Genomic DNA, 12,160 nt, shown 5'->3' on the forward strand with positions numbered 1-12,160 from the left:
CGCCGTGGCTCTTACGTGTTCCGGGTTTCTGTCTCATCTCCACTCCTTGGTGGTTACGATGGGCCAGAAACCCTCCCTTATCAAATCGCCCTAAACTGTCCCATCGACGCTGACGTCAGACAATACGGAACAGAGTTCGAATATCGGATCCAATCTGATGCAGGCCAAGCCTATTTCTGGGGAATACAACCCACGTTAAATTACATAATAATTCTTATGGGATAAGAACATATGTAGCGGGCACATTCTAAACTGGGTTGCGACAAATCCCCTATCTTGCTGGAAAGCAAGGAGAACGGACATGGCCCACACAGAGCTGGATTTGCGTGAGAGACGCACAATCGAAGACATGTTGTCGGCAGGCATCGCTCGACCGTCTGTCGATGTATGTCCGCCGGTCCGCCTCACTTGGATAGACCGCCTCGAACAGGGCGGCGTATTCTTCCGGTGTGTCCAGTCCAGGAAAAGATTCTTGACTGGTGACAAAGTCCTGTAGCCGGCTCCGGACCGCTGGGTTGGAAAGATCGGCGACGGTTTGCAAAGAGACGCGCCTTTGACTCACATAGAGTTGTTGTTTGAATTCCCAGATCATGTCCCAAGCCGTTGGGATGCCGGCAGAGGCAGAGGCGCCCGCACCAAGGAGCCACATGAGGCCCCCGGACCGCATCGAAAACCTGCGGGCGAAATCGTCGGCATCTACGGTTGGATACTTTGGTTCGCTCACGTATCAGTCCATTTTTCTTGCCACGCAGAGAACTCCGATGGGCGCACCTGAAAACGCGCGAAGTTGCCAGCGTGGAGGCTGAGAAGTTCTTCTTCGACGACGTTAGCAAACGCGGCCCGATCCTCTGCTCGGACAGATTTTGCAGATAATCGTGAAATTTCCTCGGCTACTTCTCTTCGTCCGATCTTGGAGCGTATTATGTGTCCGACAGCATCGCGCAGTTCTGCGCGGTATTTCAGGCGGAAAGGATCAGGCTCGCCCAGAGACTGCCTGACTGCTGCGTATTGGGCCGCGGATCGTTCATAGGCCCATAGAAAAACATCTTTTAGAAGCGCGATCTCGTTGAGTTCATATACCCCCAGAATGGCTTCGGTATAAGCGCGCTGAGGAACATCGGTGAATGAAAATGGTGCCAGATTGCTTCGGATAAGAGGTATGTTAGCCGCCAGACGTGAAACACGTTTGTTTACATCGTCGAAAGGCTGGAGATAGGGGATATGCACCATCACGAAGAACCCCTGCTCGAAGGGGTTTTCAATCGCGGCAGCTTTGGACAGAAGCGTGTTGAAGCACTCGTCGATCAGCTGTGGCACCTCGAGCGGATGGAACGCTGATTTCTCGATACCCACCGCGATGTAGCGAAGGCGTCCTGCGGCCGTCGGATCTGCCAACAGGTTGTTCGATAGAAGCGCGTGCAGGTTCAGAAAGGTGTAGGTGTTGAAGTCAATCTCGTCGATGGAACCCACCAGAAACTCAATCGCATCTTTGTGGTTGAGGATCATTTGCGCCTCGATGTGATCTCGCCCGGTCGCTTCCTCTCCGAATTCGATCAAACGCTTGGTATCGAGAAGAGAGTACGTGTTGCCTTCCAGACGGCTTGAGTTCCATGCAAGATCAATCAGCAGTCGATTGAGAATGAGCTTGGCATAAGTGCCAGCCGGCTGCGTGGCTGTTTGCGGTTTACCAAGACGTTCAAGACGTACCCTGTCTTCTTCTTCGAGATAGAACGTGGTGTTGGGCTGATATTGCTCGAGGAAATCTCGGTTATATCCCACGGGTTTTCGCGCCGCGACTGGTTTTTGAACGTAGTCGCGGATCGCCCTTGCGTGATCTGACAACAAAATGAGTTCGCTGTAGTCCAGGTCCTGATCGCTTTGCTTGCCAGCAGCGGCCCCATCACCTTTCGCAATGCGGTAGCGCGCCCATCGACCGCTGCCCTCCATCTCCAATCTTCCGCTGCCGACTAGTTGCTGCAGACGGTATTGCAGTGTCCGACGAGGAACATCGTCGGTCAGCTGTTCAGCGATATCCGGAGTGGCGATGCCATCGGGATGACCAGCTACGATATTAAGTAGCTCCTTGAGAGCATCTTCGGGGACTCTGTTGGCCATCGCCATCTTTCTTGCGCCTAGACTTTACACGCAACTATGGTTCTTATAGACGCAAGTATCAAGTCTAGACGCAAGAATTTCTCTTAGGCGCAAGAAACCTTGCGCCTAGCACTTTCGCGTCGTGAACAGCGTGCCCAAATGAGCAGGTCAAGCCAGATGGCAGATGATGATGACAGGTTGATACAAGAGGTATTGGCGGAACTCGGTCGAGATGCCGATCCAAAGGCGATCGCTGACCGGGTCAAACGCCTCGACCTCGGGCTACCGATCGAAGATGAGTTCATCGCCGTTTGCAGTTGGCTCGGGAAGACACGGCTCATTCACAAACTCGATCAGCATCAGGCACCCTCCCAATCGCGCGACGAATATCAAGTTCCCGATCTGCTGGCACAGTATCAGGATTCGGGACCGGTCCTGATCGAGGTAAAGGCGAAAAAAGCCCATACGCTGTCATTCAAACCAGACTATCTTGAGCGGCTAAAGGCCTATGCCGCGCTTCTCAACATACCGCTGCTCATAGCGTGGAAGTACCACGGCATCTGGACGCTGTTCGAGGCCCGCCACCTGAGCAAGGCGCACAAGAATTTCAACATTCGATTTGACCACGCCCTGAGAGAAAACCTACTTGGTGTGCTTGCAGGCGATGTTGCCTATAAGATCGCGCCCGGAGCAGGCATCCATTTGAGGTTCAAGAAAGAGAAGCTCTTGAACACAGAGAAGAATGAAGGTGGCTTCACAGAACAGTGGCAAATGCGCGTCGACAAGGTCGCTTTCACATCAGCAAACGGCGAGCCAATGGAGAATCTTGACGACGAGGTAGGCACGCTTTTCACGACCTGGGACCTTGCAGAACGTCAAGTTCATTCGGACACACATGTCGAGATGCAATTCATCGCGACGGAGGATGACGGAATGATGTTTGGCCATATGGCTCTGGTTCATCTTTTGAACTGGTCGTTGCCGGAAGGTACTACAATCAACTGGCGGCACGCGATCCGTCGGGACTCCGTTGTCAGCAGCATGACCAATTTTGCCCCGGTTCTCAAACGTGCTCTCGACCAGAAAGTCGTCCGGATCATCTTGAATCAGCAACCGCAAAGCTGGCCAGGGTTCGTGCCTAAATGAGACAGGGGCAGTCCGACATCGGGTGCGCAAAACCACTCCCGCGGTCACTCTTCGATCTTTACGCGCTCGCGCTTCCACGTGGTCACGGTTTTGGCAAGCGACCACCCATCGAAGCTTGGCAGAGCGAGAGCGGGACCGCATATGGTGTCGTAACAAAGCATGTGAAAACGAATGATATCGGCATCCTCGTCATGCGGCGCCGCGTGGATGGCGTTTGGGTGGAAATTGCAGAAAAGACCGGCATTGCGTCAACAAGTTTGGCGCTGAAAGAGATGAAGCGCCTATTGGAAAACGGTCCACCGAACGAACCTCTTCCCGCCAATACCGCACCTCGACCAGCCCTTCCGCCTTTGCGGTTCTCGATCCGAAAGTCCGGAGAGGGATATGGCTGAGTGACGAGTAGACCTTGCTCTCGAAGACTCGCCAGAAGCTGCGCTTCCCAGAGCCGTGTGTGGAAGTTCCCTGTTTGGCAGTCACCGGCCCAGTTCTTGTCCGGCGTTGGCATCGCCAAATAGAGCTGATTGAGTGTCCAGGCCGCCAGATGATGCGAGGGAGTGGTCAGTGTCTTAAAGACCGCGCTTGGTTCTCGCCCACACAGGTCATGAGCCGCATGGGTGGAGGCTGTAATCACAACAACCAGATGCGCCAGACCCTCTCTTAGCTCAGGCCGCCATCTGTCCCAAAATCCCTGACGACGGACAGCCCATCGACATATCTTTGTCTCGGTTCCGAAGTGATAACAATGCCGACGTCCATTGCTGGACTCTCGGCCATAGACCGGTTGACCACAATCACCGCACAGGAGGGCCGGGTTTCCCGCGTGTCGCGAGCGCGTTGCAAGGGCCCGAAGTTCAGACCATTCCGTGTCGGATAGCGCGTTCAGGTATGTCTCGGTGTGAACCGGATGGGACGACGGTGGAATGATAATTGCTTCGATTGTGAGTGTGCTTGCCTTCACTCTACGACACCCGACTGAAGCTCAGGCAGATCCCGCAGGCTCTGAAGATCAAAGGTTGCCAGAAACGCCTCCGTCGTCACGAATGTGTGCGGTGCGCCTGGCCGCGGGGATCTGGGGCCAGACGCAATCAGGTCCTTGTAGCGCAACCGTGCCAGCAGATCGCGACTGACCTCCTTGCCGAAGATGTCCTTGAGACCCGCCCGATCGATCGGCTGGTGATAGGCGATGGCGCAGAGCACGCCCATCTCCATCTCGGTGAAGGCCAGCGACTGGTCGCCCAGGTCGGTTGCGGCCTTGATGGCTTCGGCGAACTGCGTCCTCGTCCGGAACATCCAACCGCCGGCAACCTGTGCCAGCTCGTAGGGACGGCCGATCAACTCGGCCTGGATATCGTCGATCAACACTTCGACCGAGGCCCCCTGCCCCACAACGCGGGCCAGGTCGTCGCGGCCAACTGGCGACGCGCTGGCGAAGAGCACCGCTTCGATCCGCCCCATCCATTCGCGCCAGCGCAACTCTTGGGGCAGGTCGTCGAGCTCCCGGTCAAACACGGCTTCGCGTTCTTCCGCCGCATTTCGTTTCTTGGTCGCGACCGTCATGGCGCGATTCCGTAGAGCCGGAAGGTTGGTCGCCCGGTCAGCTCCCGCGCCACGCCAAGCTCGACCAGTCGGTCGCAGAACCGCCGCGCGGCGCGAGAGGTCATGGGGATCGACGTACCGCAAATGTACGGCGAGAGCATCGACGCAGGCGCGACCGCATCCTCGGTCAGAAACAGGTCGACAGCCGCGCGAGACCCTTTTGCCCGGAGCTTCGGCGCAATGGTGCGAAGGGCTTCTGCCCGACGGGCCAGGTCTCGCGCCAACCGGATCGTCTCTTCGATGGACTCGAAGATCCGCACCTGGACCGCCAGCTCACCCCCCTGCCCTTCCGCGACCAGGTCCCGCAGCGCCGCCTTTATCAACCGCCGCGCCGTGACCGGCAGCACGGTCTTCCAGTTCAGAGCCCGCGCCAGAACGATGTCCGAGAGCAGGCAGGCGAACCGTTCCGCCCGGTCGTCCGTTTCCAAAACGGCACGCAGGACGGCCACGCAGCCCGCCACCGGCCCATTGCTACGAGCGCGCTCCAAACTTGCATCGAGCCAAACACTCACCTCGCTCGCGAAGTCGGCGCCGACCAGGTCGGCAATCTCACCCATCTGGCCCGCACGAAGGCCTACGGCCTCGCGCCAGAACGCCAAGAGATCGCCATCCGGTCCTCGCGCTTCTCCAGACGGCGTCAGGTGGTACGCGTCGCGAATATCCGCCTCCCGCGCCAGCCGTCCTTCCAGTTTCGAAGTGGCTGTCGCTGCCCTCAATGCAAGACGGTTGGCCAGCAGTTTCACCGGCAAGCCATGTGCAGGATCGCTCAGCAGCTGGTCGAGCACCGTCAACGCCGCGCCAGACCGAAAGGTCACAGTTTCAGGGGTTTCTGCACGTCCAGAGGTGACCCAGGTCGGCAGTTTCGGTAGGGTGCTCAGGTCGTCAGAGATAGCAGTTGGCTGATAGGTCATACTACAACACTAGTCTCTCACGGCGCTTTCGTCTACGATATACGGTGCAAACCGCCCCACCTTGCTGCTCTGCTTTATGTCCAATAAGTTTGCATTATCAGACATAAGTGCGATAAGCTCCGGAGCATGAGCAAACCGTCTGAAAACCAGCCCTCAGATGCCGAGACATCGCGCTCAGCGTCTGTAGATACGACGAACGAGTGCGACGAGAGAAAGCCGGCAAGAAGTGATGCGATCGCCCTGCCCTCAGATGCCGGGGGCCTCGCAGGCCTCGTTGGTTCCGGCACGCTCGATCGACTGGTCGAGACCGCGCGCGACTACGCAAAGGCCTCAACCTCTGACAACACCAATAAGGCCTATGCCGCCGATTGGAAGCACTTCGCACGCTGGTGCAGACTGAAGGGGACAGAGCCCTTACCCCCATCGCCGGAGTTGATTGGGCTCTATCTCTCTGACCTGGCTACACCAACTGGACAGGCCCCTCCCCTATCAGTTGCAACGATAGACAGAAGGCTCTCTGGTCTTGCCTGGAACTACGCGCAGCGTGGATTTTCGCTCGACCGCAAGGATCGCCATATCGCAACCGTGCTGGCCGGGATCAAGCGCAAACACGCGCGGCCACCGGTGCAAAAGGAAGCCATCCTGCCCGAAGATATCCTCGCCATGGTGGCCACCCTGCCCTACGACCTGCGCGGCCTCAGAGACCGGGCGATCCTACTGCTGGGCTTTGCTGGCGGCCTCAGGCGGTCAGAGATTGTCAGCCTGGATGTCGGCAAAGATGACACCCCGGAGTCCGGCGGCTGGATCGAAATTTTTGAAGATGGCGCGGTTCTGACATTGAACGCCAAAACCGGTTGGCGCGAAGTTGAGATTGGGCGCGGGTCCTCCGACCAGACATGCCCAGTGCACACGCTGGAGCAATGGCTGCACTTCGCCAAGATCGATTTCGGGCCGGTCTTCGTGCGCACCTCGCGCGATGGCAAGAAGGCGCTGGACGCCCGGCTCAGTGACAAACACGTCGCGCGGCTCATCAAGGCCACCGTGCTGAAAAGCGGCATCCGAGCCGAGCTTCCTGAGAAAGACCGACTCGCCCTGTTCTCTGGCCACAGCCTACGTGCTGGGCTCGCCAGCTCGGCTGAAGTAGATGAACGCTACGTCCAGAAACAGCTCGGACATGCCTCCGCCGAAATGACCCGCCGCTACCAGCGCCGCCGTGATCGGTTCCGGGTGAACCTCACCAAAGCCGCAGGGCTGTGAAAACGATCACCCTTCGTTGCTTCTGAGCGCTGTCAGCGCAGCAATGTGGCGCGGCAGGTCACTACGGGAATGCAGGATGTCGACGATGATGATTTCGTTTGACCGGTCGAGGAACACCAGGAAATGCTCCCCTGCCCTGAGATAGTGCAGATCTTCAGCCCCATCGACTAGAATTGAACAGCTCTGGCTGTGCGCCTGGCCACTCACGATCGCCTCGCAACGGGCCAAAAGCTCAGATTCGTAGAGTTCCGCCTGACGCGGCCCAAAAGTCTCGATGGTCCAGCGGGCAATCTCGACCAGGCTGTCTTCCGCGCGGCGTGTCAGCCGAAAGGATCGGCTCATGACCCTGTCCGCGACCTCGCAAAAGCCCGACGCACCGCATCTGCCCCGCTGCCTTCGGCCATATCACCGCGTTCCGCCTGCCGAAGACCGTCGAGCAGACCCTCCCGAATGCCGGCCAGCTGCGCCTCTTCCTGCTCAAGCAACCGAAGACCCGCCCGCATGGCTTCGCTCACATTCTGATACCGACCGGAGGCGACCAGCGCCTGAACCAGCTCATCCTGCGGGTCTGTCAGAACAACATTACGTGTCACCATGCCAAAACTCTCCTCATTGGCAATATATGCCAGTGCCCGTAATCAATCAACACAATCACGCCGCCTGTCCGCTCAACCGGCCATAGAAGCTGCGCTCGAGATGTAACTCTCCTGCCCCGGCCTTCTGGATCATGCCGCGCAGATAACCGCCCGGAGACGCCACTTCGCCCGCGCAATGCTTGTCGAAGGTCAGAACCAGCGCTGCTGTCGCGATTTGAGGCCCAAGCCGGTCCTGCGCAAGGTTCCAGGCATGCTCTGAGACGCCGATCATCGGCCTCAGCTGCCCGGCAACCCGGTGAAGATCCCCCCAATCCCTCAAAAATCCGCCCATATTGTGCGCCCAGGATGCGAATTCAGGGCAAGCCTGCATGACAGTTGGCAAATCAAGCGCGGCTCCCCGATTCTTGCGGGTTTCGTCCACCCAATCTTCCAACTCCCTGTCAACCTGCTCTTCCGGTGGCGCATTAGGCACCACACCCGCCGCGTTCTTTTTTTCAGAGGACTTACAGATTACAGGATTAAGTTGGTTTGTAATTAGTATATGAGGTTCACAAATGACCTCCCTGGGGTTCATTTCTTGCGTCTTTTCGGACACTTGTTTGATGGTTTCAGCGGTGTTGTCCACAACCTTGTCCGTCTGAGCTGCTTTGAGATACGCCGCCTCGACGCGCTCCTGCAGCTCTCTGAACCAGGCGAGGAGCTGCTCTAGCGTCTCTGAGGCCGTTTTTCGGCGCGGAAGTCTGCTCAGGAGATCCTCAAACAGCGCTGCGAGATGCGCCCACGGGCCTCTCAGTGCACCGCTGAGCGCCGCCTCGATCCGGGCGCGGATCATGCGCCGTGCGACCGTGATCTGACGCCTCAGGCGCTGGCAGAGCTCGCGCTCGGCCTGCAATTCGGCCTGCAGCTGCTCGAATTCCTCGACACGCGCAGACAGCGGCGACAGATCGAAGCCGTAGGCTTCGACAATGACGCCGTCAGCGTCCCTGCGGCCCCACCTCTTACCATTGGGGCTATCCTTGAAGGAAATCACCCCGGTCTCGGCCAGGCGCCGCGCATGGCGCTTGAGCGCGCTCAGCGAGAACCCGGTCTGCTCCATCAGATAGGCGTTGGACACCCAGACGATCGGGCGTCGCCCCTCCTCCCAGTCCTGGGCCTGTGTGAAGGCTCCAAGCGTGTCGAGAAGCAACATATCACCGGCCTTAAGGCCGATATGCACGCCGACGCGCTTAACCGCCACAAAGGCTTGTGTTTTGGGTACAGCTACCCGTTCACCGGCTTCGGCAAGTTGCTCGGCAACTCCAAGACCCGGTGTCGGCTTGCGCCAACCTGTATGTTTCATGAGATTTTTTCGCCTCCTCTGCTCGATGGAAGGCAAAAGAAAATCGTACACCGAATCGGTGTTTCGTTGACAACGATTTGCGGAGAATGCTACCTAAGAGTTGCTACACAGATAGATTGGCTCTCTTACCGCAAGGTGGAGGGCTTTTCTTTTGCCGTTAAATCATTGCATGTTTGATCCTATTTCTTGCCTCGTTCGAGATCGAATGTCGCCGTCTCCGCGGCTCCTGCCTCTTACTTCGATCCATGTTTCTCCAGATATTCTGCGATGACGTCACCCAAGCCGTTGAGCACATCTTCATTCAATGCGAGGCCTGTAGCAGCGACTGACAGCCGCCCTCCCTGCCACGTCACACTCAGCTTTCGCGATCCGATCCTACGTTGCACTGTGAGCTTCTTGGGCTTCGCAGGCTTCGTTCTTACCTTCGCTTTAGCCTTGTCAGAAAGTTCATTCAGAACCATTTCAAGATCGCGATGACTCAGCTCGTAAACATTTTTGCACGTGTGCAAAATCTGATCTTTGGCTGCGAAGATAGCCCGACCGCGCGAGACTGCACTATTGTGAACTCCCACACGCTTCGCGAATTCTGTGGCTGACAGTTTTCCGTCAGGCATGGCATCCTGAAGTTGTTCAAACATTTCACCAATAGAGACAAGCCGTTCGAACGCACTCAGATTCTCGCGCTCTTCATTCTCACGAAAGCGCATGAACAGCATTTCAAACTGTTCTTCCCGCGAACCGCGTTGTGATTGAGGTACGAGCAACGCTCGCACCGGCAGGTCCAGGGCACCAAGGATCGCATGACGGCGGCGGCCAACAATCAAATGAAAGGTTACACCCTCGACATTCTCAGGCTCGCGAGGGTCAGGACTCCAATCGGGATCCGCTGGCCAGACATGTATGGGCGTATCCTGGCCATTCTTAGCGATGCTCTCTTTGAGCTTCTCGAAGGTTTCCTGATCGCGCCAGGTATCCCGCCGATCTGTCCCAATGACATCAATAATCTGAGACGGATCGATCCGCAACTCGTGACGGCCGGATAGAATTCGCTCCACAACCTGATTACGTTCAGTTTGCAGAATCCGCTCGGCATCCGACAAAGCGCCTGCTTTCCAGGCACTGCCTGTTCCGCCCAACCGGGGCTTCACACCCAAAACTAAATCCGGGGCAGCTTCAGCAGCTTGTTGGGGCATGCCAACGGATTGTTCTTCGGTTGGGTGCTCATCAACTCTGGCAGACTTCTTCTTGAGGACCGAACTACTCAACGTTCTTTTCATTTAGCTGCCTCCTCAAAATCATAAAAATTTTGCATCCACTCATTGGCATACCCGCGCTCAAGCCCCGGCCACAAACGAGAGACAATCGCGTCGTTCACAGCATCGGCGTTTTCGATAAAGCGATTGATGCCCTTTTTCTTGCCTGGAGTGTCAGGCTCATATTCGTAGACCGACTGATAGACGTCGGAGGCATTGGAAATGGCGTCTGAGCGTAGATAGAAGACCGGCAAAACCTCATCCGGGCAGTTCTCGAGCAAGTTTCCGACCTGCGTCAAGTCCTGCTCATTCGTGCGCTGTACGATGGTCGGCAGAAGCATATGAGCAGCGCCTCCCATATCGATGCGGTCCGTTGCGAAGATGTGACGCAACATGGTGAGCAGCCCTGTCACGAAGGTGGACAACGTCGCGATGTCAAAGCCTTTCATGGTTTGTGGGATGATCAACGAAGTTGAGGCCATCACGTTGTTCAATTGGAAGAGCGTCAGCGCCGGCTGATAATCGATGATAATACAGTCTAACGTTTCGCTCAGAGCCTTATTCAGCTTTTCCTTATCGACTCGACCATCACTCACCAACTCATTGGGCCGTGTGACTGGCGGATGTCCTTTCTTCCAGCGATCTATGGAATCCCGCAAAAATCTGTAGAAGCGTTTTTCGGGCGTTCCGGCGCGGAGAAGTCTTGCGATCTGGATCTCGCCCTCCGATGTTTCGCCATGTGCAGGGACGAGTCTCACGCCAGGCCATGATGTTTTCTTAAAGAAACCGTCCAGCGTTTCCGCATCGTGATCGGTGTATGCGATGGATTCATCGGTTTGAAACAGCCCTGCGAAATCCACCATAGTGGGCGTTTCATCATCAGGCAGGGTGGGCATATCGTCCCCGCCCACAAAGTAGAGAGTGATGGTACTCTGCGGGTCGGCATCCATGACACCAACGCGCAGACCATAGTGAAGGCTCAGGTACTGGGCAAAATGTGCCGCACTCAACGACTTCGCAGTACCACCTTTCTGACTCGCAAAGGAGATGACGGGCAAGGGGTCGTCCGGCTTGCGCCAAGCCAGAAAATGCTCCGGTCTCTTGGCGGAGGCCGCCATAAGAGCCCGAATGTGCATCAACTCGATGAGAGTGAAAACACGTTCACGTCCGACACGTTTGCCCGCTGGAAAATCTTCATTGTCCCTGGCAAATTTAGTCAGATGTTGGTGACTGATATTCAGGAACCGAGCGCATTGTCGCATCGACCAAGAGCGCTTTATGCGCTCGCGCATCGTCAGCTCTTTGTTGACCGAGACCATGGTTCGGCCAAGGCCTCGCTCGAGTTCTTGAAGGAATTGTTCTATGCTGCCGCTCATAACACCACTCTCTTTCGATTCTCTCATGGAATCGATTCCGATATTTAATAGCACGGTTTAGGGAAATATGTACATATATTGTACGCCTACCCGACTGTCAGCGCACATTATGGGCCATGCCGGCGATCTAACTGAACGGCAAACGAAAGCTTTCAGAGCTTTTGCACGCGTGCAAAAACATCGAATCGGCGACATTGCTGGCCGGGCTTCCCGGCCAGAAAAAGAGTTTAAGACGCCTCTTTCGGCCCCCAGGGGATCACCGCCTGAAGCGTGTCATCATCCTGGTTTGCGGCTTTCCCGAGATTGGCATTGAAACAGAAGCCCCGGATGCTCAAGGTGAAGTAGTCGGCACCGGTGTCACGGTTCTGTTTCTTCCAGATACCTCCGCATTCGACTAGGCGGCTACGTGGCGAGCGGCCGAGAACGCGGTGCGTGGGGGCCATCGGATTTTCGCTTGCGACCGGCTCGACGGTTATGTCGATGTCAAAAGTCAGGGTGGAGATCGAGCCGACACCCTTGGCGGTCTCGATATCGGCGCTTTCGAATTTGATGCAGTTGGTGGTCATTGCTGTGCTCCTTTTCTGGTGTTGCA

General features: G+C 56.6%; 12 protein-coding genes. 3 read left to right on the forward strand and 9 right to left on the reverse strand.

The features are described 5' to 3' along the window. Nucleotides 1–720: 720 nt before the first annotated feature. The gene (locus V6N02_RS20355) at nt 721–2,121 is read right to left on the reverse strand and encodes a Fic family protein (protein WP_371228888.1); all 1,401 of its coding nucleotides are present in this window, start codon (nt 2,119–2,121) and stop codon (nt 721–723) included. Nucleotides 2,122–2,271: 150 nt separating this feature from the next. Here V6N02_RS20355 and V6N02_RS20360 point away from each other — a divergent pair, with 150 nt between their 5' ends. Together V6N02_RS20360 and V6N02_RS20365 are read left to right on the forward strand one after the other, a co-directional pair. After that, nucleotides 2,272–3,240, forward strand: coding sequence for a hypothetical protein (locus V6N02_RS20360; RefSeq protein ID WP_371228891.1), 969 nt, complete (start codon nt 2,272–2,274; stop codon nt 3,238–3,240). Next, a complete protein-coding gene (locus tag V6N02_RS20365) occupies nt 3,237–3,632 on the forward strand; it encodes a hypothetical protein (protein WP_371228893.1) in 396 nt (131 codons plus the stop codon). The genes V6N02_RS20360 and V6N02_RS20365 overlap by 4 nt, the downstream gene beginning before the upstream one ends. A gap of 562 nt (nt 3,633–4,194) precedes the next feature. Here V6N02_RS20365 and scpB read toward each other — a convergent pair. Both scpB and V6N02_RS20375 read right to left on the reverse strand, forming a co-directional pair. After that, nucleotides 4,195–4,797 carry an SMC-Scp complex subunit ScpB gene (scpB, locus tag V6N02_RS20370; protein WP_371228896.1) on the reverse strand — a complete coding sequence of 201 codons (603 nt, stop codon included), beginning with the start codon at nt 4,795–4,797 and terminating at the stop codon, nt 4,195–4,197. Next, nucleotides 4,794–5,747 (reverse strand): DUF1403 family protein, encoded by a 954-nt coding sequence (locus V6N02_RS20375; RefSeq protein WP_371228899.1) that lies wholly within the window; start codon nt 5,745–5,747, stop codon nt 4,794–4,796. The genes scpB and V6N02_RS20375 overlap by 4 nt, the downstream gene beginning before the upstream one ends. A 126-nt stretch (nt 5,748–5,873) precedes the next feature. On the opposite strand from V6N02_RS20375, the gene V6N02_RS20380 reads away from it, so the two are divergent. After that, nucleotides 5,874–7,004 carry a tyrosine-type recombinase/integrase gene (locus tag V6N02_RS20380; protein ID WP_371228902.1) on the forward strand — a complete coding sequence of 377 codons (1,131 nt, stop codon included), beginning with the start codon at nt 5,874–5,876 and terminating at the stop codon, nt 7,002–7,004. Nucleotides 7,005–7,010: 6 nt separating this feature from the next. Here V6N02_RS20380 and V6N02_RS20385 read toward each other — a convergent pair whose 3' ends face one another. The 6 genes from V6N02_RS20385 to V6N02_RS20410 all read right to left on the reverse strand — a co-directional run bounded on the left by V6N02_RS20385 (nt 7,011) and on the right by V6N02_RS20410 (nt 12,134). Then, a complete protein-coding gene (locus V6N02_RS20385) occupies nt 7,011–7,346 on the reverse strand; it encodes a type II toxin-antitoxin system RelE/ParE family toxin (RefSeq protein ID WP_371228905.1) in 336 nt (111 codons plus the stop codon). Next, nucleotides 7,343–7,600: a type II toxin-antitoxin system ParD family antitoxin gene (locus V6N02_RS20390; protein ID WP_371228908.1), complete on the reverse strand. Its 258-nt coding sequence runs from the start codon at nt 7,598–7,600 to the stop codon at nt 7,343–7,345. Before V6N02_RS20390 ends, V6N02_RS20385 begins: the two co-directional genes overlap by 4 nt. 55 nt (nt 7,601–7,655) lie before the next feature. Continuing rightward, the gene (repC, locus tag V6N02_RS20395; protein ID WP_371228911.1) at nt 7,656–8,939 is read right to left on the reverse strand and encodes a plasmid replication protein RepC; all 1,284 of its coding nucleotides are present in this window, start codon (nt 8,937–8,939) and stop codon (nt 7,656–7,658) included. A gap of 233 nt (nt 8,940–9,172) precedes the next feature. Continuing rightward, on the reverse strand, nt 9,173–10,216 hold the full coding sequence (locus V6N02_RS20400; RefSeq protein WP_371228914.1) for a ParB N-terminal domain-containing protein: 1,044 nt from the start codon (nt 10,214–10,216) through the stop codon (nt 9,173–9,175). Beyond that, the gene (locus V6N02_RS20405; protein ID WP_371228917.1) at nt 10,213–11,568 is read right to left on the reverse strand and encodes a ParA family protein; all 1,356 of its coding nucleotides are present in this window, start codon (nt 11,566–11,568) and stop codon (nt 10,213–10,215) included. Before V6N02_RS20405 ends, V6N02_RS20400 begins: the two co-directional genes overlap by 4 nt. A 227-nt stretch (nt 11,569–11,795) precedes the next feature. Then, a complete protein-coding gene (locus tag V6N02_RS20410; RefSeq protein ID WP_371228920.1) occupies nt 11,796–12,134 on the reverse strand; it encodes a DUF736 family protein in 339 nt (112 codons plus the stop codon). Nucleotides 12,135–12,160 lie beyond the last annotated feature (26 nt).

Source organism: Roseovarius conchicola (assembly GCF_041403425.1).
Classification (GTDB): Bacteria; Pseudomonadota; Alphaproteobacteria; order Rhodobacterales; family Rhodobacteraceae; genus Roseovarius; species Roseovarius conchicola.

Bases quoted from the DNA above. Each gene is read 5' to 3' on its own strand.
- V6N02_RS20355 (WP_371228888.1), bottom strand. From the start codon at position 2,121: ATGGCGATGGCCAACAGAGTCCCCGAAGATGCTCTCAAGGAGCTACTT.
- V6N02_RS20360 (WP_371228891.1), top strand. From the start codon at position 2,272: ATGGCAGATGATGATGACAGGTTGATACAAGAGGTATTGGCGGAACTC.
- V6N02_RS20365 (WP_371228893.1), top strand. From the start codon at position 3,237: ATGAGACAGGGGCAGTCCGACATCGGGTGCGCAAAACCACTCCCGCGG.
- scpB (WP_371228896.1), bottom strand. From the start codon at position 4,797: ATGACGGTCGCGACCAAGAAACGAAATGCGGCGGAAGAACGCGAAGCC.
- V6N02_RS20375 (WP_371228899.1), bottom strand. From the start codon at position 5,747: ATGACCTATCAGCCAACTGCTATCTCTGACGACCTGAGCACCCTACCG.
- V6N02_RS20380 (WP_371228902.1), top strand. From the start codon at position 5,874: ATGAGCAAACCGTCTGAAAACCAGCCCTCAGATGCCGAGACATCGCGC.
- V6N02_RS20385 (WP_371228905.1), bottom strand. From the start codon at position 7,346: ATGAGCCGATCCTTTCGGCTGACACGCCGCGCGGAAGACAGCCTGGTC.
- V6N02_RS20390 (WP_371228908.1), bottom strand. From the start codon at position 7,600: ATGGTGACACGTAATGTTGTTCTGACAGACCCGCAGGATGAGCTGGTT.
- repC (WP_371228911.1), bottom strand. From the start codon at position 8,939: ATGAAACATACAGGTTGGCGCAAGCCGACACCGGGTCTTGGAGTTGCC.
- V6N02_RS20400 (WP_371228914.1), bottom strand. From the start codon at position 10,216: ATGAAAAGAACGTTGAGTAGTTCGGTCCTCAAGAAGAAGTCTGCCAGA.
- V6N02_RS20405 (WP_371228917.1), bottom strand. From the start codon at position 11,568: ATGAGCGGCAGCATAGAACAATTCCTTCAAGAACTCGAGCGAGGCCTT.
- V6N02_RS20410 (WP_371228920.1), bottom strand. From the start codon at position 12,134: ATGACCACCAACTGCATCAAATTCGAAAGCGCCGATATCGAGACCGCC.